General features: G+C 71.4%; 19 protein-coding genes. 5 read left to right on the top strand and 14 right to left on the bottom strand.

Annotated elements, in window-relative coordinates:
- Positions 1-45: 45 nt before the first annotated feature.
- The 5 genes from A5481_RS07940 to cyoA are packed head-to-tail and all read right to left on the bottom strand — an operon-like array spanning position 46 to position 5011.
- Positions 46-795 (bottom strand): SURF1 family protein, encoded by a 750-nt coding sequence (locus A5481_RS07940; RefSeq protein ID WP_082172937.1) that lies wholly within the window; start codon positions 793-795, stop codon positions 46-48.
- 5 nt (positions 796-800) lie between these two features.
- Positions 801-1196 carry a cytochrome o ubiquinol oxidase subunit IV gene (gene cyoD, locus A5481_RS07945; protein WP_048432157.1) on the bottom strand — a complete coding sequence of 132 codons (396 nt, stop codon included), beginning with the start codon at positions 1194-1196 and terminating at the stop codon, positions 801-803.
- A complete protein-coding gene (gene cyoC, locus A5481_RS07950) occupies positions 1193-1822 on the bottom strand; it encodes a cytochrome o ubiquinol oxidase subunit III (RefSeq protein WP_048432158.1) in 630 nt (209 codons plus the stop codon). Before cyoC ends, cyoD begins: the two co-directional genes overlap by 4 nt.
- Positions 1823-1832: 10 nt before the next feature.
- Positions 1833-3860, bottom strand: a complete 2028-nt coding sequence (gene cyoB, locus A5481_RS07955) for a cytochrome o ubiquinol oxidase subunit I (protein ID WP_048432159.1) — start codon at positions 3858-3860, stop codon at positions 1833-1835.
- Positions 3861-3904: 44 nt separating this feature from the next.
- On the bottom strand, positions 3905-5011 hold the full coding sequence (gene cyoA / locus A5481_RS07960; protein ID WP_156311701.1) for a ubiquinol oxidase subunit II: 1107 nt from the start codon (positions 5009-5011) through the stop codon (positions 3905-3907).
- Between the two features lie 145 nt (positions 5012-5156).
- Between cyoA and A5481_RS07965 the strand changes: the two genes are divergently transcribed.
- Entirely contained in the window at positions 5157-6503 is a 1347-nt protein-coding gene (locus tag A5481_RS07965) for an MFS transporter (RefSeq protein ID WP_064503870.1), read from the top strand.
- 162 nt (positions 6504-6665) lie between these two features.
- Here the strand turns inward: A5481_RS07965 and A5481_RS07970 are convergent, their stop codons facing one another.
- Positions 6666-7508, bottom strand: coding sequence for a chorismate mutase (locus tag A5481_RS07970; protein ID WP_048436175.1), 843 nt, complete (start codon positions 7506-7508; stop codon positions 6666-6668).
- Positions 7509-7769: 261 nt separating this feature from the next.
- On the opposite strand from A5481_RS07970, the gene metX reads away from it, so the two are divergent.
- A complete protein-coding gene (gene metX, locus A5481_RS07975; RefSeq protein ID WP_048436174.1) occupies positions 7770-8942 on the top strand; it encodes a homoserine O-acetyltransferase MetX in 1173 nt (390 codons plus the stop codon).
- Positions 8939-9595 (top strand): methionine biosynthesis protein MetW, encoded by a 657-nt coding sequence (gene metW / locus A5481_RS07980; RefSeq protein WP_048436173.1) that lies wholly within the window; start codon positions 8939-8941, stop codon positions 9593-9595. The genes metX and metW overlap by 4 nt, the downstream gene beginning before the upstream one ends.
- A 31-nt stretch (positions 9596-9626) precedes the next feature.
- On the opposite strand, the gene A5481_RS07985 is transcribed toward metW, so the two are convergent.
- The 5 genes from A5481_RS07985 to A5481_RS08005 all read right to left on the bottom strand — a co-directional run bounded on the left by A5481_RS07985 (position 9627) and on the right by A5481_RS08005 (position 13943).
- Complete coding sequence (locus tag A5481_RS07985) at positions 9627-10037, bottom strand: type II toxin-antitoxin system HicB family antitoxin (RefSeq protein WP_048436172.1); 411 nt, start codon at positions 10035-10037, stop codon at positions 9627-9629.
- Between the two features lie 14 nt (positions 10038-10051).
- Entirely contained in the window at positions 10052-10213 is a 162-nt protein-coding gene (locus tag A5481_RS07990; RefSeq protein ID WP_245239084.1) for a hypothetical protein, read from the bottom strand.
- A gap of 134 nt (positions 10214-10347) precedes the next feature.
- Positions 10348-12474 (bottom strand): FUSC family protein, encoded by a 2127-nt coding sequence (locus A5481_RS07995; RefSeq protein ID WP_048436170.1) that lies wholly within the window; start codon positions 12472-12474, stop codon positions 10348-10350.
- A 108-nt stretch (positions 12475-12582) separates the two neighbouring features.
- Positions 12583-13335, bottom strand: coding sequence for a TIGR04290 family methyltransferase (locus tag A5481_RS08000; protein WP_048436169.1), 753 nt, complete (start codon positions 13333-13335; stop codon positions 12583-12585).
- Positions 13332-13943, bottom strand: a complete 612-nt coding sequence (locus A5481_RS08005; protein WP_064503871.1) for a histidine phosphatase family protein — start codon at positions 13941-13943, stop codon at positions 13332-13334. The genes A5481_RS08000 and A5481_RS08005 overlap by 4 nt, the downstream gene beginning before the upstream one ends.
- A gap of 252 nt (positions 13944-14195) precedes the next feature.
- On the opposite strand from A5481_RS08005, the gene A5481_RS08010 reads away from it, so the two are divergent.
- Positions 14196-14579 carry a hypothetical protein gene (locus A5481_RS08010; RefSeq protein ID WP_048437019.1) on the top strand — a complete coding sequence of 128 codons (384 nt, stop codon included), beginning with the start codon at positions 14196-14198 and terminating at the stop codon, positions 14577-14579.
- Positions 14580-14589: 10 nt separating this feature from the next.
- Complete coding sequence (locus A5481_RS08015) at positions 14590-15489, top strand: polysaccharide deacetylase family protein (protein ID WP_156312131.1); 900 nt, start codon at positions 14590-14592, stop codon at positions 15487-15489.
- 119 nt (positions 15490-15608) lie between these two features.
- Here A5481_RS08015 and A5481_RS08020 read toward each other — a convergent pair whose 3' ends face one another.
- The 3 genes from A5481_RS08020 to A5481_RS08030 all read right to left on the bottom strand — a co-directional run bounded on the left by A5481_RS08020 (position 15609) and on the right by A5481_RS08030 (position 18737).
- Positions 15609-16331 carry an aspartate/glutamate racemase family protein gene (locus A5481_RS08020; protein ID WP_048437021.1) on the bottom strand — a complete coding sequence of 241 codons (723 nt, stop codon included), beginning with the start codon at positions 16329-16331 and terminating at the stop codon, positions 15609-15611.
- A 37-nt stretch (positions 16332-16368) separates the two neighbouring features.
- The gene (locus A5481_RS08025) at positions 16369-17145 is read right to left on the bottom strand and encodes a ferredoxin--NADP reductase (RefSeq protein WP_048437022.1); all 777 of its coding nucleotides are present in this window, start codon (positions 17143-17145) and stop codon (positions 16369-16371) included.
- A gap of 185 nt (positions 17146-17330) precedes the next feature.
- Positions 17331-18737: an amidohydrolase gene (locus A5481_RS08030; protein ID WP_082173556.1), complete on the bottom strand. Its 1407-nt coding sequence runs from the start codon at positions 18735-18737 to the stop codon at positions 17331-17333.
- Positions 18738-18814 lie beyond the last annotated feature (77 nt).

Here is an 18814-nt window from a genome sequence, read left to right on the forward strand (position 1 = left end):
CCCGCAGAGGGGGGAGGGTTCTGCCGGTGCCTGTTCTGGAAACCATCAGCCCGGAACCCGCTCCCGCCACGCCCGGTGGGCGGCGTATCCCGACAGGGCCGCCAGCCCGAACCAGGTCAGCGCGTAGATCAGGTGATGGTTGCGGAACGCCACCACGGTGAGCCCGCCGACCGGCCGGCCCGGGCCGTTGCCCGCGGCGTCGGCATCGATGAAGTACGGCGCGACCCGGCCGAGCCCTTCGGCCTCGGCGATCGCCGCGACGTCGCGGGAGTACCAGCGGCCGTGGGCGGGATCGTTGCTGCGCAGGAAGCCGCCGCCGGGTTCGGTGATCCGCAGGAGGCCGGTGACGGTCGCGGTCCCCTCCCCGTCCCCGGGAGGCGCCCGCCAGTCCGGGGGCACGAAGCCGCGATTGACCAGGATCGTGTCGCCGGATCCGGTGACGAGGGGCTCGAGCAGCCAGGAGCCCGGCCCCTTCTCGGTCACCGCCATCGTCCGGACGGCGCGGCCGGGGAGGAAGCGGCCGCTCGCCGTCACGCGGCGGTACTCGTCGGCGTCGCGGGAGGTCTCGTGGGATATCCTGGGCCATTCGGCCGGGCCGGGCGCCGGGACCGGGGCGGCGGACAGCCTCGCCTCGACGCGGGCGATGAGGTCGAGCTTCCAGGCCCGGCGCTCGACCTGCCAGATCCCGAGGGCGAGGAACAGGGCGGTCGCGAGCAGCGAGAGCGCCACCAGGGACAGGCGCTTGGCGGGCCGGGGCGACACCGCCCCGGCCTGGAACGACCGGTCGTCGTGAATCGTCGTCACGGCATGTTGCGCATGTCGCCCGGCGACATCGGCATCATGTTGGTGTTGAGGTGGTACATCACCCACAGCGAGCCCGAGAGCGCGATCACCACCAGCACGATGGTGAAGATGAGCGCCATCATGGTCCAGCCGCCTTCCGAGCGCGCGTTCATGTGCAGGAAGTAGACCATGTGGACCACGATCTGCGCCACCGCGAAGGCCATGATGACGAAGGAGGTCACCCGCGGGTCGGGGAAGACCTTGGCCATCACCAGCCAGAACGGGATCGCCGTCAGGATCACCGACAGGACGAAGCCGGTGATGTAGGCCTTGCGCGAGCCGTGGCCGGCCTCGTGGTGGTCGTGGACGACCTCGACGTGGACTTGCTCGGAGACGGGAGCGCGGGCGCTCATGACAGGGACCCCATCAGGTAGACGAAGGTGAAGACGCCGATCCAGATCACGTCGAGGAAGTGCCAGAACATGCTCAGGCACATCAGCCGGCGGCGGTTGGCCTGGATCAGGCCGCGCTGGTGCACCTGCACCATCAGGGTCACGAGCCAGATCAACCCGAAGGTGACGTGCAGGCCGTGCGTCCCGACCAGGGTGAAGAACGAGGACAGGAAGGCGCTGCGCTGGGGCGTGGCGCCCTCGTGGATCAGGTGGGCGAACTCGTAGAGCTCGAGGCCGATGAAGCAGAGGCCGAAGGCGCCCGTGACCGCGAGCCAGCGTTGGGTCATCCGCTGGTCGCCCTTCTCCATCTCCAGCATGGCGAAGCCGTAGGTGATGGAGGAGAACAGGAGCATGGAGGTGTTCACCGCCACGAGCTTGAGGTCGAACAGGTCCGCGCCGGACGGACCCGCCGCGTAGTTCCGTCCGAGCACGCCGTACGTCGCGAACAGGATCGCGAAGATCAGGCAGTCGCTCATCAGGTAGAGCCAGAACCCGAGCATGGTCCCGCCCTCGGCGTGACCGTGCTCGTCGGCGACGTAGAAGTGCAGCTCGGCGTCGTCCGCCGCGGCAATGTGTGACTGCGCCATGGCGGGGTCCTCAGGCCTTGACGAGGGCGAGCGTGCGGGTGCGCTCGGCCTCGGTCCGCGCGACCTCGTCGGCGGGGATGTAGGTGTCGCGGTCGTAGTTGAAGGTGTGGGTGATGACCGCCGCGATCGCGCCGACGAAGGAGATCGCCGCGAGCCACCAGACGTGCCACACCATGGCGATGCCGAAGACCGTGGCGATGGCGGAGATGATCACGCCCGCACCGGTGCCCTTGGGCATGTGGATGGCCTTGTAGCCCTCCAGCGGACGCTTGTAGCCGCGGCTCTTCATGTCCCACCAGGCGTCGCCGTCATGCACCATCGGCGTGAAGGCGAAGTTGTACTCGGGCGGCGGCGAGGAGGTGGCCCATTCGAGGGTGCGGCCGCCCCAGGGATCGCCGGTGAGGTCGCGCAGCTGCTCGCGCCGCAGGATGCTGACGGCGAACTGCACGATCATCGCGGCGATGCCGCAGGCGATCAGGGCCGCGCCGAAGGCCGCGACGATGAAGAACGGCTGCAGCGAGGTGCCCTCGAACGAGCTCATGCGCCGGGTCACGCCCATCAGGCCGAGGATGTAGAGCGGCATGAACGCCACCCAGAACCCGACGACCCAGCACCAGAACGAGACCTTGCCCCAGAACGGGTCGAGGCGGAAACCGAAGGCCTTCGGCCACCAGTAGTAGATGCCGGCGAACAGGCCGAACAGCACGCCGCCGATGATCACGTTGTGGAAGTGCGCGACCAGGAACAGCGAGTTGTGCAGCACGAAGTCGGCCGGGGGCACGGCGAGCAGGACGCCGGTCATGCCGCCGACGACGAAGGTCAGCATGAAGGCGACGGTCCACATCATCGGCAGGTCGAAGCGGATCCGGCCGCGATACATCGTGAACAGCCAGTTGAAGATCTTCGCGCCGGTCGGGATCGAGATGATCATCGTGGTGATGCCGAAGAACGAGTTGACGCTCGCCCCCGATCCCATGGTGAAGAAGTGGTGCAGCCAGACCAGGTAGGACAGGATGGTGATGACGACCGTGGCGTAGACCATCGAGGCGTAGCCGAACAGGCGCTTGCCGGAGAAGGTCGAGGTCACCTCGGAGAAGATGCCGAAGGCCGGCAGCACCAGGATGTAGACCTCGGGGTGGCCCCAGATCCAGATCAGGTTCACGTACATCATCGGGTTGCCGCCGAGATCGTTCGTGAAGAAGTTGGTGCCGACGTAGCGGTCGAGGGTGAGCAGCGCCAGCACGGCGCCGAGCACTGGGAACGAGGCGACGATCAGGATGTTCGTGCAGAGCGAGGTCCAGGTGAAGACCGGCATCTTCATCATCGACATGCCGGGCGCCCGCATCTTGACGATGGTGGCGATCAGGTTGACGCCCGACAAGGTCGTGCCGATGCCGGCGATCTGCAGCGCCCAGATGTAGTAGTCGACGCCGACGCTCGGCGAGTAGGCGATGTTCGACAAGGGCGGGTAGGCGAGCCAGCCGGTGGCCGCGAACTCGCCGATGAACAGCGACATCATCGTCAGCACGACGCCGCCGGTGGTCATCCAGAAGCTGAAGTTGTTGAGGAACGGGAAGGCGACGTCGCGGGCGCCGATCTGCAGCGGCACGACGTAGTTCATCAGCCCGGTGACCAGCGGCATCGCCACGAAGAAGATCATGATCACGCCGTGGGCGGTGAAGATCTGGTCGTAGTGGTGCGGCGGCAGGAAGCCGTCGGAGCCGCCATGGGCGATGGCCTGCTGCGAGCGCATCAGCACCGCGTCGGCAAAGCCGCGCAGCAGCATGACGAGGCCCAGGACCATGTACATGATCCCGATCTTCTTGTGGTCGACGCTGGTGAACCAGTCGCGCCAGAGCACGCCCCACAGCTTGTAGCGGGTGACGAGGCCGAGGACGGCGAGGCCGCCGACGGCGACCGCCAGGAAGGTCACCACCACGATCGGCTCGTGGAGGGGCAGGGATTCGAGGGTGAAGCGGCCGAACAGCAGCCGCCACCAGTGCGGGTAGGCTTCGATCGGATTGGGTTCGGAGTTCATGGCTCAGCCTGGAATGCGGAGTATCGGTCGGGGTCCGGGCTCGTTCAGTTCAGGCGCGGGCTCGCGGCGGCGGTCGCTTTCGCGGCCGACGAGTTGCCGAGGCCGTAGGCGTCGGCGGGGGTGCAGAGCGCGGTCACGAAGGTGGCCGTCTGGGTGGCGCCGGTGCCGCGGCGCACCGCCTTGTCGTAGGTGAGGCTCATCACGGTGTTGAGGCCCTCGCGGCCGCCGCCGCCGCGGGCGTCGATCGCCGCCATGTCGTGCATGCACATCTTGGTCCGGTCGACGCACATGTTGAGGATCGCGTCGTAGAGGCCGGCATCGACGGCGTTGTAGTAGCGCACCGGCTCCTTCTCGCTCGGGCGCTCGAGCTTCAGGTAGTCGGCCCGGGAGAGGTCGCCGCCCTCCTTCCTGACCTTGTCGACCCAGGCGCTGAACGCGCCTTCGTCGACGCCCTTGAAGGCGAAGCGCATGTGCGAGAACCCGGCGCCGCTGTAGTTGGCGGAGAAGCCCTCGTAGGTGCCGGCCTTGTTGATCACGGCGTTGAGCCGCGTCTGCATGCCCGGCATGGCGTAGATCTGGCCGGCCAGCGCCGGGATGAACAGCGAGTTCATCACCGAGGAGGAGGTGATGCGAAACTCGATCGGCCGGTCGACGGGGGCGGCGAGCTCGTTGAGCGAGGCGATGCCCTGCTCGGGGTAGAGGAAGAGCCACTTCCAGTCGAGGGCGACGACCTGGACCACCAGGGGCTTGCCCGAGACCATCGGGTCGCCGACACTCGACACGATCGGCTTCGCGGCGCTGATGCGGCTGACGGGCCGGTAGGGATCGAGCAGGTGGGTGCCGAGCCAGGTCAGCGCGCCGAGCGCGATGATGATCAGGAGCGGGGCCGACCAGATCACCACCTCGAGACCGGTCGAGTGATGGAAATCGGGATCGTAGACGGCCTTCTTGTTGCCCTCGCGATAGTGCCAGGCGAAGGCGATCGTGAGCGCCATCACCGGCACGATGATGAGGAGCATCAGCACCGTGGAGGCGATCAGCAGGTTACGCTGCTGCAGCGCCACGTCGCCGGCGGGCGACATGAGCACCATATTGCATCCTCCGGTGAGGAGGATGAACGGAAGTACGAGGAGGAGGCGCAAGTGTTTCACGGGCAGCCCGGACGATCAGCTTTCGGCCCCTGTCGTGTACGCCCGCCGCGGCCCTCGCGGGATTGGACGTTTTGTCCAGGCCCCCTGGGGACCGGTTCTCCTCTAAGGAAGGGACCTTCGTAGAGTGACGAAGCAGGATTCCGATATGGCCACGATCACGGCGGATCCCGCCGCCGCCTCCTCCTCCAAGCCGGAACGGGATGCCCGCCTGGTCTCGTCGGAGCCGGGCCACGTCGCCCCCGGCGAGATCGCCCTCGGCGTCATCATCGGCCGCACCTCGGAGTTCTTCGACTTCTTCGTGTTCGGCCTCGCCTGCGTGCTGGTCTTCCCGCGCCTGGTCTTCCCGTGGGCCGATCCGGTGACCGGCACGCTGTACTCCTTCGGGCTGTTCGCCCTCGCCTTCGTGGCCCGTCCCATCGGCTCGGTGCTGTTCATGGCGATCGACCGGCGCTACGGCCGGGCCACCAAGCTCACCATCGCGCTGTTCCTGCTCGGCCTCTCGACCTGCCTCATCGCCTTCCTGCCGGGCTACGAGACGATCGGGCACTGGTCGGCGGTGCTGCTGGCGGCCTGCCGCATCGGCCAGGGCCTGGCCCTCGGCGGCGCCTGGGACGGTCTCGCCTCCCTGCTCGCCCTCAACGCGCCGAAGAGCCGCCGCGGCTGGTACGCGATGCTGCCGCAGCTCGGCGCGCCGGTCGGCTTCATGCTGGCGAGCGGTCTGTTCGCGTTCTTCGAGCTCCAGCTCTCGGACGCCGACTTCATGGGCTTCGGTTGGCGCTACCCGTTCTTCGTCGCCTTCACGATCAACGTCGTGGCCCTGTTCGCCCGCCTGCGCCTCGTCGCGACGGAGGAGTTCCGCCGCCTGCTCGAGGCCGACGAGCTCGAGCCGGAGCCGGTCCTCCGGACGGTGCAGGCGAGCGGCCGCAACATCCTCGTCGGCGCCTTCGTGCCGCTCGCCGGCTACGCGCTGTTCCACCTCGTCACGGTGTTCCCGGTCAGCTGGATCAGCCTGTTCACCGGGCGCTCGGTCGGCGAGTTCCTGATGGTGCAGTTCGCCGGCGCCACCATCTGCACGATGACGATCGTCATGTCGGGCCTGATCGCCGACCAGATCGGCCGGCGCTCGACCATCGCGCTCGCCGCGGCGCTGATCGGCCTGTTCGCCATCGGCAGCATCGTCGCCCCGCTGCTGTTCGGCGACAGCATGCCCGGCCAGACGATCTTCGTGGTGGTCGGCTTCGCGCTGCTCGGCCTCGCCTACGGCCAGAGCTCGGGCGCCATCGCGGAGAATTTCGGCACCAAGTACCGCTACACCGGCTCGGCGCTGACCTCCGACCTCGCCTGGCTCGTCGGCGCCGGCTTCGCGCCGCTGGTCGCGCTTTACACGTCGAGCCATCTCGGCCTGCCGTGGGTCGGCGTGTACCTGCTCTCGGGTGCGGTCTGCACGCTGGGCGCGCTGGGGCTCAACCGGCGGCTCGGGGTGTCGGCCTGATCCTTCTCCCCTCCCCAGGCGATCTCGGGCTTGCCCGAGATCGCTCAAGCTTGTGGGGAGGGGTCGGGGGTGGGGGTGGTGCAGGAGGCACCGCAGCGCTCGATCCGGCACCACCCCCACCCCTAGCCCCTCCCCACAAGGGGGAGGGGAAGAGCCACGTCGTCAGGCCGCCCCCACGCGGAACCGCGCCGCGTGGCTGCCGATCTCGTCGAGATCCCGCGGCGCCGCGCCGGCCTCGGCCAGCGCCGCCCGCGCCTCCTCCGGGCTCACGCTACCGGGCAGGGCCAGGAGCTGGCTCAGGCCCCCACTGACGCCGGCACTCGCCACCACCTCGCCGCCCAGCTCCGCCACCGCATCGGACGCCTCGTCGCGCCAGCGCTCGAACCGGGCGGCGTAGAGCACCCAGTCGCGCTGGGCGGCCGCCGGGTCGTCGAGGGGCTTGGCGATGCAGAAGACCGGAGTACCCGCCGGGTGGCCGGGCCGCTCGATGAAGGGCAGGCGGGCGATCACCTTCGGGCGACCGGGACCGGCGAGCTGGCGCCACCAGGCGCCGGCGGTCACACCCTGGTCGAGGCGGAACACCCCGAGATCGCCGCGCGAGGCGGCAACCGCCGCGATCACCGCCGCGGCGCTCGGATGCGGCCGGTAGGGCACCGTGAAGCCGAAATGGAACCGGGCCGAATCGCGCATCGGCGCGTCGCCGCCCGACACGTCGGCATGGACCGCGAACGGCGCCTGGACGTAGGTGAAGGTCGCGATGATGACGCGCCAGATCCCCTCCACCGTGTCGAGGGGGAGCAGGCCCGTGTGGCGCTCGGCGATCATCCGCATCATCGAGGCCTCGCGGCCGGGCCGGAAGGCGGAGCCGGAGGCCGAGGTCTTCTTGACGGCGATCAGCCGGTCGATGATCCGGCCGCGCTCCATCAGGAGGTCGTGCATCGCCGAATCGATGCGGTCGATGTCGGCCCGGAGGGCGGCGAGGTCGGCGGGCGGGGTCGACGTCATAGCTTTACGGGGAGAAGCGGCGGGAACCCCCGTCTTACGACCGCCCGCGCCCTTGGGCCAGGGCCGCCGTGGCGCGCGCCTTCGGAGAATGCCCTTCCGTCGATTGACGGCGGGACAGCGAAGCCCTACCTCTTTCGTCCGTTGAAGCGGAAATTTTGGACGCTTTAACGTCCGGTGCCGGTTTGGAGAACGAACCGGCCCCGGAACTCCTCCGCCTTCGCCTCGTCCAGCCCGCCGCCCGGCGACAGCCCCGTGAGAAGCATGGCCACACCCCTCCTGAAGCCCGGGATCGAGGCCGCCGCCCAGGCGGTCGAGCCGACGAGCCCCGTCGCCCGTTTCGAGGCCGACGCGCCGCTGCTCATGGATGCGGGCGTGGAGCTGGCGCCCTGGCAGATCGCCTACCAGACGGCGGGCACGCTCAATGCCGCGCGCAGCAACGCGGTCCTGGTCTGCCACGCGCTCACCGGCGACCAGCACGTCGCCAACACCCATCCGGTGACCGGCAAGGCCGGCTGGTGGGAGCGCCTGGTCGGCCCCGGCAAGCCGGTCGACACCGACCGCTACTTCGTGATCTGCGCCAACGTGGTCGGCTCCTGCATGGGGACGACCGGCCCGGCCTCGCTCAACCCGGCGACCGGCCGCGCCTACGGCCTCGACTTCCCGCTGGTCACCATCCGCGACATGGTGCGCGGCCAGGCGATGCTGCTCGACCGGCTCGGCATCAAGGACCTGTTCCTGTGCATCGGCGGCTCGATGGGCGGGATGCAGGTGCTGCAATGGGCGGCGAGCTACCCCGAGCGGGTCTTTTCCGCGATGCCGATCGCCACCGGCGCCCGCCACTCGGCGCAGAACATCGCCTTCCACGAGGTCGGCCGGCAGGCGATCCTGGCCGATCCGAACTGGCATGGCGGGCGCTACCTCGACGTCGGCACGCGGCCGGCCAAGGGACTCGGCGTCGCCCGGATGGGCGCCCACATCACCTACCTGTCGGAGCCCGCCCTCCACCGCAAGTTCGGCCGCCGGCTCCAGGACCGGGACGCCCCGACCTTCTCCTTCGACGCCGATTTCCAGATCGAGAGCTACCTGCGCCACCAGGGCATCACCTTCGTCGAGCGCTTCGACGCCAACGCCTACCTCTACCTGACCCGGGCGATGGACTATTTCGACCTCGCGGCCGACCACGGCGGCGTGCTCGCCAACGCCTTCCGGGGCACCAGGACGCGATTCTGCATCGTGTCGTTCACCTCCGACTGGCTGTTCCCGACCGCCGATTCGCGGGCGATCGTCCACGCGCTCAACGCCGCGGCGGCGCCGGTCGCCTTCGTCGAGGTCGAGAGCGACAAGGGCCACGACGCCTTCCTGCTCGACGAGCCGGCGATGATCTCGGCCGCCCGCGGCTTCATCGACGCCGCCGCCCGGGAGCGCGGCCTGTGAACGCCTCCGCCCCCCTCGCCCCCGCGATCCTGCCGCAGGACGCCACCGGCTCCTCGCGCATCGACCACCTGGTGATGCTCAACCTCGTCGAGCCCGGCTCCCGGGTGCTCGACGTCGGCTGCGGCGACGGCTCGCTGCTGGCGCTCCTGCGCGACCGCCGCGGCGTCGACGGCCGCGGCATCGAGCTCTCGCGCGAAGGCGTCAATGCCTGCCTGGCCCACGGCCTGCCGGTGATCCAGGGCGACGCCGACACCGACCTCGCGGCGTACCCGGACGACGCCTTCGACTACGTGATCCTGTCGCAGACGATCCAGGCGACGCGCCAGCCGAAGGAGGTGCTGGAGCACTTGTTGCGCATCGGCCGGCACGCGATCGTGTCGTTCCCGAATTTCGGCCATTGGCGGGTGCGCAGCGAATTGCTGCTGCGCGGCCGGATGCCGGTGACCGACACCCTGCCCGACCCCTGGTACGCGACCCCGAACATCCACCACTGCACGATCCGCGACTTCGTCGGCCTGTGCCGCATGGTCGGCGCCCGGATCGAGCGCGCCTCGGCGCTCGACGCCTCGGGCCACCCGATGCGCTTCGCCCTGCCGTGGTGGGTGTGGAACCTCGTCGGCACGCAGGGGGTGTTCCTGCTGCGGCGGGGGTGAGAGACCTCCCTTGCCGGGCGCCGACGGAGTGCTACCCGTCGGCCATGATCTTGTCCTGCGCCGCCGAGACGAGGAAGGCCGAGCGCGTCACTCCGCGCTCGCGGGCGGCTTGGTCGATCATCGCGAGTGCGCCGGCATCGAGCGAGAGGTTCACCCGGACAGACCTGCCTTCGTCGAGGACGAGCGGCACGGTTGCGACCAGGGTCGCCTCCGCCACGGCTTCCGCCGCCTGCGGGTCGGCCAGAAGGGCGTCGACGCTGCGCGGCTCCGGGGCCGCGAGGCCGGCGACCAAGCGGTCGCCGATCCACTCGCGCAACGCCTCTCCGGCATTGGCGATGGCCTCGTCGATCGTCGCTCCCATGGCGGTGCAGCCGGGGCAATCCGGGAAAGCGGCACCGTAACCGCCGGGCTCGCCGTCGATCAGGGCGATGTAGCGGGGCATCTCGTCGTCCTCACTCAGATCCAGCCGGCGGCCTTGGCGATGACGCGGGCGACGCCGGGCGTCAGCGTCCGATGTCGCGGCACCATGATCTTCACGCCGGGTCGCAGCGGATGAGCGAGCGTCTCATGCTTCGCCCCGCCTTCGCTGAACCAGCCCTCCGCCAGCAGACGCGCCACGATCGCCCGGGCATCCGTCTCTACCTTGGGCGTCGCCCGCTCCGTGTGTATTTATTTATATATTAAATCGCGATCCCTGAAAGCCGCCCCCGCGACGCGACGGTCGCGGCGCCACAGGAGAGCCGGCGCTCCGCTCACGGCTTCCCGGGCTCGAAGGGCAGCTCCCGGCTTGGCGATACGCCGGCCTCCCGCCCGCCGATCCCCGCCCGCTTCAACGTCCCGGCCAGGAGCTCGACCTGGGCGGCGATGCGCCCGAAGGCCGCCGAGTCCGCGGCCTCGGGCTTCGGCGGCAGCCGGTCGCCGGCGGCGGTCGCGGCGAGCGCGTGCCCGAGCCAGTCCCGCCACGCCTGCCAGGTCGCGGCGTCGGCGCCCGCCGGCTCCGGCTCGTGGCGCAGGATCGCGAGGCGGCCGGCCATGCGGCGGAGCGTGGCGTCGGCGACCATCGCCGCCTCGATGCGGGAGCGGCCGCGGCGCATCGGCTCCTGCAGGGCGCGGGAGAGCGCGGCCTCCAGGTTGTTGCTCGCGAGCCCCGCCGCCCGGGCGGCGGCCTCGGCGGCGGCGGCCGGGCCTTCGCCCAGGCGCTCCGCCACCACGGCGTCGGCGTAGCGGGCATGGGTCTGGAGGGCGGTGCGGAGCGCGTCGCGCACGCGGCCGGGCTCCCAGAGCGGCCAGAGCAGCAGGCCGGCCAGCACCGCCACGGCCCCGCCGAGCACCGTGAACAGCGCCCGCATCCCGACGATCTCCCAGGACGAGTGCCCGGGCTCGACCAGCTCGACCAGCACCACGACGAGGGGCGTGAGGCAGGCGATGAAGGTGCCGTAGCTCACGCCGCGGGCAGCGAAGCCGAGGACGCTGAGCGGCACCATCATGGCGGCGAGGATCGGCGGCGAGGTGGCGTAGAAGGCGAGCACCGCCCCGATCACCCCGCCCAGCACCGTGCCGCCGATGCGCTCCAGCGCCCGCTGCCAGGTGGCGGCGTAGAAGGGCTGCATCGTCAGCACCACCGTGATGGTGAGCCAGTGGGTGAAGGGGCCCGGCCACCAGAAGGTGACGGCGAGGGCCGGCAGCGCCACCACGGTCGCCCGCACGGCGTGGCGCAGGTTGGCCGACGACCAGGTCAGGTTGGCGCGCAGCGGCTGCAGCACGGTCTCGCGCCAGGGCGGGGCCGGCGCGCCGGCGAGCCCGCCGCCGCCGGCCAGGTCCTCCGGCCCCGACAGCTTCGCGCCGATGCGCACCCGGTCGACGATCCGCTCGGCCATCCGGCGGAAGGCCGGGTCGGCGTCGGCGGCGGGCCGCGCCCGGGCGAGCGCCCGCTCGATGCGCCCGAGGTCGACCGGGCGGTCGCGGCGGATCGCCCGGGCGAGGACCTTGAGCATCGGCGGCAGCAGGCGCAGGAGCCTGGCGGCTTCCGCCCGCTGCGCCGGCGTGGCGCGCTCGAGGTAGTCCGACAGGGCGATCATCACCCCGAACATCTGCTCGGCGGCTTCCAGCCGGATCAGCGCCCGGGCGTTGCGCTCCGAGAGCCGCGCCCGGCTGCGGGCGAGGTCGAGCACCAGCGTGCGGGCGGCCTCGATCGCGTCGCGCACCGCCCGGCGATGGCCCCGCGCGTGGGCCTCCCACACCGCGAGGTCGGTGCCCTGCGGATCGGCCGAGAGCCGGCGCAGGTCGCGGGCGAGGCGCGACAGCCCGCGCCAGGCGCCCCCGATCGCCGCGTGCGCCGGCCGGTAGGGGTGGAGGCGCCACACCACCAGGGCCAGGAAGGCGGCCCAGAGCCCGCCGGCCCAGAACATCGCGGCGACGAGCGCGCCCTGCTCGACGCTCAAGGCGCGGTCGAGGGCGAGGCAGAGCACCACCACCAGCACGTTGCCGACGGTCTGGGCCGGCACGCCCCAGATCCGCGCGAAGGTGCAGCAGAAGATGACCGCGAGCGCCACCGGCAGCACCAGGGCTGCGCCGTAGCCCTCCATCACCCCGAAGGCGCCCCAGACCACGCCGCCGAGCCCCGCGAAGGCGAGGAGTGCGCGCAGCCGCGGCCGGATCGGCCCGCCGATGTCGCAGAAGCAGGTCAGGTTGGCGGCGAGCGCCATGGTGAGGAGCGGCGGCCAGTGCAGCCACCACTCGATCAGGATGATGCTCGCGAAGGCGAGCGCCGCCCGCAGGCCCTCGGCGATGCTGATGCCGGTGAGGTCCGGCGCCAGCGGCAGCCGGGCGAGATCGGGGCCCGGCTCGCGCAGGGTCCCGCGGCGGATCGAGGGCTTCATCGGGCGGGAGGGGTCACGGGGCGCTCGGATCCTTCGCGGGCACCGCGAGTGTCGCAAGCCGCGGGCCCTGAAGGCCGTTATAGGACGCAGGGCCGCCCCGTGTACCGCTCAGGCCGGCGGGCGTGCCGGATAGACCGGCCGGCCCTCGACCGGCATCGCCGCGCGGCGGCAGAGATAGACCTCCTCCTCCGGATGCGCCTCGATCCGGAAGCCCGAGGCCCGCAGCATCGCCTCGGTGCAGGCGCGGTTGGGCGCCCACCAGTTGGTCGGGTCGCCCGCGTAGTGGCGCTCGATGAAGTGCAGCTTCGGGTAGCCCGGATCGTCGAAATGGGCGGTCTCGAAGAAATCGTAGTCGGGGGCGACCGGTGCCACGGTGCGCGCGCCGCGCTGCAGCGACTGGAAGACCACCAGGTCGCCGGCGACGTGGGCGTGGATCAGGTCGAGGGCCAGCAGCGGGTGGCGCAGGTGGTAGAGCACCCCCATGAACAGCACCACGTCGAAGCGCTCGCCGAGGGCCCCGACATCGTAGACCGAGAGGGTGCGGAACTCGATCTCGGCGCCCAGCGCCCCGGCGACGAAGCGGGCCTGATCGAGGTAGCGCTCGTCCTCGTCGATCCCGAGCACCCGGGCGGCGCCGCGCCGCTTCATCTCGACGGCGTAGAAGCCGGCATTGCAGCCGATGTCGAGCACGGTCCGGCCGGTGAGGTCGGCCGGCACGGCGTCCGCGAAGGCGCGCCACTTCACCGTCGGGTAGTCGCCGAGGAAGTGGCCGGGGGCGGTGAAGAGCCCGGGCGCGACCTCGATGTTGTGGAACCAGGGGCCCAGGGCCTCGATCCGGCGGCGCAGGGTCTCGTCGGTCATGCGTGGGTCCCCAGGAACGCCCGCTCGTTCAGGCTCTCGACCTTGGCGCCCCACGCCCCGATCACCAGCACGCTCACCGAGGCCGGGCCGATCTCGAAGCGCTGCAGGCCGTCCGCCCCGAGCCCGAGGGCGTGGGCGATCGCGAGCTTGATGACGTCGGCGTGGCTGACGAGGGCGAGGCGGGCCTCGCCGTGGCGATCCCGCAGTTCCTCGAGGCCGCGCAGGAGGCGGACTTGCGCCTCGAGCGCCGTCTCGCCCCCCGGCGGCCGGGTGACGTGGCGGGCCCGGTTCCAGCCGCTCCAGTCCGGGTCGCCGTGCAGCGCGTCGAAGTCCCGGCCGGACCAGGCCCCGACATCGATCTCGTCCAGGGCCGCCAGGGTGGCGAGCGGCAGCCCCGCCCGGACCGCGACCGGCGCGGCGGTCTCCTGCGCCCGCTCCAGCGGCGAGGCGTAGACCGCCGCCAGCCCCTCGCCGGCGAGGCGCGCCGCCAGCGCCTCGGCCTGCGCCCGGCCCTCGCACCCGAGGCGCACCCCGGGCATCCGCCCGCACAGGACGCGGCCGAGCCGGTCATGCGCGGCGTGCCGCACCAGGTAGAAGGTCGTGGTCATGCTCCTCCCTCCTGCCTCTGCCGGAGCCAGATAGGCCCGGGGGGCGGGGGCGGCCATGGGTCGGAAAGATACTGGGGGATAGTTTTTTCGAGCGCACTGCCGGAGGGTTGCGGCGGGCACGGCCCGATCGTGCCTCGCCCCTCCCCCTCCCCTCGCCCCTCCCCTGGCCCCTGGGGCAGGCCGCGCTATCTCGCCGACCATGCCGAAGCCCGGCTGCTCAGACCGTGCGGCATCGTCCGGAGGATTCCCGCCATGCGCCCGACCCTGCTCCTCGCCGCCGCCCTGGCCTTCGCCTGCGGGGAGGCCGCCGCGCAGGGCATCCGCAACGCGCCCCCGCCGCGGGCGCTCGAGACGGCGGCCTACATCTTCGCGGCGGCCAATGTCTGCGGCTACCGCATCGGCACGGCGCCGTTCGAGGCGCTGCTGGCGCGCTACCAAGTCACGATCGAGGACGTGCGCCCGCCCCGCGGCCCGTTCGGCGCCAAGGTCCAGACGATCTTCGCCCTGATGTCGAACCAGATGATGCAGAACCGCGACGCCGCCTGCCAGGCGGTGGCCGGCGAGTACGGGCCGGAGGGCAGGATCGTCCCGGGCATCCTGCTGCCGGCCGATGCAGCCCCGCCTCCCAAGCCATAGGAAGACGACGATGAGCGACGAGGCCCGCCCGCACGGGCGCTACGCCTACAGCCCCCTGCCGCGCCGGCCCGCCTACGACTGGCCGGGAGCCAGGCGGCTCGCGGTCTACGTCGCGCTCAACGTCGAGTGCTTCGCCTTCGGCGGCGGACTCGGGGCCGAGCTGGCGCCGGGCGGGCCGCAGCCCGACGTGCTCAACTACGCCTGGCGCGACTGGGGCAACCGCGTCGGGGTCTTCCGCCTCGCGGAAACGTTCGACGAGCTCGCCCTGCCGGCCTCGGTGCTCGTCAACAGCCGCATCTACGCCGAATGCCCGGGCCTGATGGACGCCTTCCGCTCCCGCGGCGACGAGGTGGTGGGCCACGGCCGCAGCAATGCCGAGCGCCAGGGCACCCTGCCGGAAGCCGAGGAGCGGGCGCTGATCGCCGAGGCGACCGCGGTTCTCGCCCGCGAGGAGGGCCGGGCGCCGGCGGGCTGGCTCGGCCCGTGGATCTCGCAGAGCCGCGCGACCCCCGACCTGCTGGCGGAGGCCGGCTACCGCTACCTCCTCGACTGGTGCCACGACGACCAGCCGACCTGGTTCTCGACCCGCGGCGGCGGGCGCATCCTCTCGGTGCCCTACCCGCAGGAACTGAACGACATCCCGTCGATCGTCGGGCGCAAGGATTCAGGCGGCCAGTTCGCCGAGATGATCGTCGACACCTTCGAGGAGATGCGAAGGACCGCCTCCGCCGCGCCGCTGGTGATGGGCATCGCGCTCCACCCCTACCTCGTCGGCCAGCCGCACCGGCTGCGTCCGCTGCGCCGGGCGCTGGCGCATATCGCGGCGCATCGGGACGAGGTCTGGATCACCCGGGCGGGGGATATCGCCGACCACGCGATCGGGCTGCCGGAGGGGATGGTGCCGGGGTGATGCCCCGTCCGCCCGCGTGAGCCGGCACAGCCCGACGCCACCGGACGAGGCGTGGGTTTCCCCTCTCTCCGCCCGCGGGGAGAGGGAATGCGCGCGACCGTCTTGCGTGATTGCGGAACTCAGCTCCCGGCCCGCAGCAGCCCCGCGAGCTCGTCCGACAGACCCACGCTCTCGGTCGCGGGCAGGACCAGCCGCGCCCCGGCGAGCCCGGCCGCGGCGATCACCGCCCGCGCGCCCGCCTCGACCGAGCAGATCACCGGTACGCAGACCTGCGCCTGCACCCGCTCGGCGAGGCCCGCCAGCGCCGCGCCGCCGAGCACCACCACGTCGGCCCCGTCGATCGCCGCGCAATCGCGGCAGGCTCCGGCGAGGCGATCGAGGGCGGCGTCGGGATCGCGGGCGATCTCGCCGCCGGTGGGGGCGACGGTGCGGATGCCGGCGAGGCGCTCCGAGAGGCCGAGCATCGCCACGAACTCGGTCAGCATCGGCTTCCACAGCACGCCGCCGGTGACGATGCCGATGCGCCGGCCGCGGGTGCAGGCGAGGTGCAGCGCCCCCTCCGCCATGCCGACGACCGGGACGGGAGACACTTCCTTGAGGGCGAGCAGGCCCGGATCGCCGAAGCAGGCGAGATAGACCGCGTCGCAGCCGGCGACGTTCGCGGCCAGGGCGTCGAGGGCGGCGTGGCCGGCGATGGCGGCGGCGGCGCGGCTCGCGATGTAGCGGGCGCCGAAACGGCCGGTCGCCGGCACGATCTCGGCGGGGATCAGCCGCCGGACATGCGCCGCCGCCTGCTCGGTGACGGACGCGGTGGTGTTGGGATTGATCAGCAGGATGCGCAAAGGACGGTTCTCCCGGCGCATCCCGCGTATCACGCCGCTACTTCTCGACGAAGGCCTTCTCGATGACGTAGTGGCCGGCCTCGCCGTGGTTGCCCTCGACGTAGTCGGCGCCGGCGAGCAGGTCGCGGGTGTCGCGGATCATGTCGGGGCTGCCGCACAGCATGAAGCGGTCGGCCTCCCGCGTCATCATCGGCAGGCCGATATCCGAGAAGAGCTTGCCCGAGGTCATCAGGTCGGTGATGCGGCCGCGGTTGCGGAACGGCTCGCGGGTCACGGTCGGGTAGTAGACCAGCTGGTCGCGGACCATCTCGCCGATCAGCTCGTGGTTCGGCAGCGTCTCGGTGATCGTCTCGCCGTAGGCGAGCTCCTGGACGTGGCGGCAGCCGTGGACCAGGACCACCTTCTCGAAGCGCTCGTAGGTCTCCGGGTCCTTGATGATCGCCAGGAACGGCGCGAGGCCGGTGCCGGTGCCGAGCAGGTAGAGGTTGCGGCCGGGCATCAGGTTGTCGAGCACCAGGGTGCCGGTGGCCTTGCGGCTGACCACGATCGGGTCGCCGACCTTGAGATGCTGCAACTTCGAGGTGAGCGGGCCGTTGGCCACCTTGATGGAGAAGAACTCCAGCTCCTCCTCGTAATTGGCGCTGACCACGCTGTAGGCGCGCAGGAGGGGCTTGGCGCCCTCGCCCTTGAGGCCGATCATGGTGAACTCGCCGTTGCGGAAGCGGAACGACGGGTCGCGGGTGGTGCGGAAGCTGAAGAGCGAGTCGGTCCAGTGATGGACGGACAGGACGCGCTCCTCGTTGAAGTTGCTCATCGGGCCAGGAATCCTGAAGGCGTTCGACGGGTCGACGGTTCTCGGTTTGGGAGCGGTCATCTCGCAGGTGCGGCATCGCCGTCAAGGCATCGCCGCACAAGCGAGGTCTGCGTGGCCGTCACGCCGCAGGGAAAACCCGCTGTTCTTCGGAATGCTTCCAGGATTCAGGGTCAGCCTTCAGGGCCTTACGCCATCCCGGTCGCGTCCGCGACGAGGTGCAGGGTGGCGCGCAGGCCCGTCATCAGCCCGGCCTCGTCGACGCGGAAGCGCGGCGAGTGGTTGGGCGCGGCCCTGGCCGGGTCGGTGCCCGGCGCCGTGATGCCGACGAAGTAGAAGAAGCCGGGCGCCACTTTCGCGAAGTAGGGGAAGTCCTCGCTCGCCATGGCGGGATCGACGAGGCGGGCGTGCTCGCCGAACAGGCGCGTCAGCGTCGGGGCGCAGCGTGCGGTGAGCGCGGCGTCGTTGTGGAGCGGCGGGTAGCCGTTCTCGTCCCAGGTCACCTCGGCCTTGCCGTTCATGCCCGTGGCGATCGACTGGGCGATCTCGGTGACGCGACGCTTGGCGGTGGCGCGCTGCGCCTCGCCGAAGGTCCGCAGCGTGCCCTCGAGCTCGGCGGTCTCCGGGATGATGTTGTTGCGCACCCCCCCCTTGAAGATGCCGACGCTGAGCACCGCGGGGCTGCGCGCGACGTCGGTCTCGCGGCTGACCACGGTCTGCAGCGTCGTGACGATGGTCGAGCCGATCACGATCGGGTCGACGCCGTTCCACGGCATCGCGCCGTGGGTCTGGCGCCCGGTCACCTTGATCTGGAAGCGGTCCGCCCCCGCCATGGCGTTGCCGGGCCGGTAGCCGACGCTCCCCACCGGCAGCGCGCTCGAGACGTGGAGGCCGAACACCATGTCGGGAGTCGGGTCGCGCATCGCGCCCTCGTCCACCATCAGGCGGGCGCCGCAGACGCCCTCCCCCACCGTGCCCTCCTCGGCAGGCTGGAACAGCAGCTTGATCGTGCCGGGCAGGCGGGCGCGCTGGGCCGAGAGCACCTGGGCCGCCGCCATCAGGATCGCCACGTGGCAATCGTGGCCGCAGGCATGCATCACCCCGACCTCCTGGCCGCCCCAGGCGGCCCGGGCCTTCGAGGCGAAGGGCAGGTCGACCTCCTCGCGCACCGGCAGCGCGTCCATGTCGGCCCTGAGCGCCACGACCGGCCCCGGCCCGCCCCCGCCCTTCAGCACGGCGACGAGTCCGGTGCGGCCGACGCCTTCCTTCACCTCGTAGCCGAGGCCGCGCAGGTGCCGGGCGACCAGGGCGGCGGTGCGGTGCTCGCGGTTGCCGAGTTCCGGGTTGGCGTGGATGTCGCGCCGCCAGGCGATCATCGCCGCCTCGACCTCGCGGGCCGCGGCGTCGAGGTCGGCGTGGACCGGCCGGGCGGGCGCCGCGCTCCCGGCCTGCGCCGCGGCCGGCCGCGGCAGGAAGGCCAGGGCCGCGCAGGTGCAGGCGCCCATGAGCAGGGATCGCCGCCCCGGCGCGACGCCGTCCCCGGCGATGCCCTCCGCCCGAAATCCCCTCGCGGCGCGCAGGCCGATGCGAAGCATGACGGTTCTCCCTGGTCCCGGCGCGCGCGTGGCGACGCCGTCGGTCTTGCGCGACGATAGCCCCGCGGCGGGGAGTG

Origin of the sequence: Methylobacterium platani (assembly GCF_001653715.1) — a bacterium.
GTDB classification, from domain to species: domain Bacteria; phylum Pseudomonadota; class Alphaproteobacteria; order Rhizobiales; family Beijerinckiaceae; genus Methylobacterium; species Methylobacterium platani.

Coding starts and splice junctions, on each gene's coding strand:
- cyoD (WP_048432157.1), bottom strand. CDS start 1,196: ATGAGCGCCCGCGCTCCCGTCTCCGAGCAAGTCCACGTCGAGGTCGTC.
- cyoC (WP_048432158.1), bottom strand. CDS start 1,822: ATGGCGCAGTCACACATTGCCGCGGCGGACGACGCCGAGCTGCACTTC.
- cyoB (WP_048432159.1), bottom strand. CDS start 3,860: ATGAACTCCGAACCCAATCCGATCGAAGCCTACCCGCACTGGTGGCGG.
- A5481_RS07965 (WP_064503870.1), top strand. CDS start 5,157: ATGGCCACGATCACGGCGGATCCCGCCGCCGCCTCCTCCTCCAAGCCG.
- A5481_RS07970 (WP_048436175.1), bottom strand. CDS start 7,508: ATGACGTCGACCCCGCCCGCCGACCTCGCCGCCCTCCGGGCCGACATC.
- metX (WP_048436174.1), top strand. CDS start 7,770: ATGGCCACACCCCTCCTGAAGCCCGGGATCGAGGCCGCCGCCCAGGCG.
- A5481_RS07985 (WP_048436172.1), bottom strand. CDS start 10,037: ATGCCCCGCTACATCGCCCTGATCGACGGCGAGCCCGGCGGTTACGGT.
- A5481_RS07995 (WP_048436170.1), bottom strand. CDS start 12,474: ATGAAGCCCTCGATCCGCCGCGGGACCCTGCGCGAGCCGGGCCCCGAT.
- A5481_RS08000 (WP_048436169.1), bottom strand. CDS start 13,335: ATGACCGACGAGACCCTGCGCCGCCGGATCGAGGCCCTGGGCCCCTGG.
- A5481_RS08005 (WP_064503871.1), bottom strand. CDS start 13,943: ATGACCACGACCTTCTACCTGGTGCGGCACGCCGCGCATGACCGGCTC.
- A5481_RS08010 (WP_048437019.1), top strand. CDS start 14,196: ATGCGCCCGACCCTGCTCCTCGCCGCCGCCCTGGCCTTCGCCTGCGGG.
- A5481_RS08015 (WP_156312131.1), top strand. CDS start 14,590: ATGAGCGACGAGGCCCGCCCGCACGGGCGCTACGCCTACAGCCCCCTG.
- A5481_RS08025 (WP_048437022.1), bottom strand. CDS start 17,145: ATGAGCAACTTCAACGAGGAGCGCGTCCTGTCCGTCCATCACTGGACC.
- A5481_RS08030 (WP_082173556.1), bottom strand. CDS start 18,737: ATGCTTCGCATCGGCCTGCGCGCCGCGAGGGGATTTCGGGCGGAGGGC.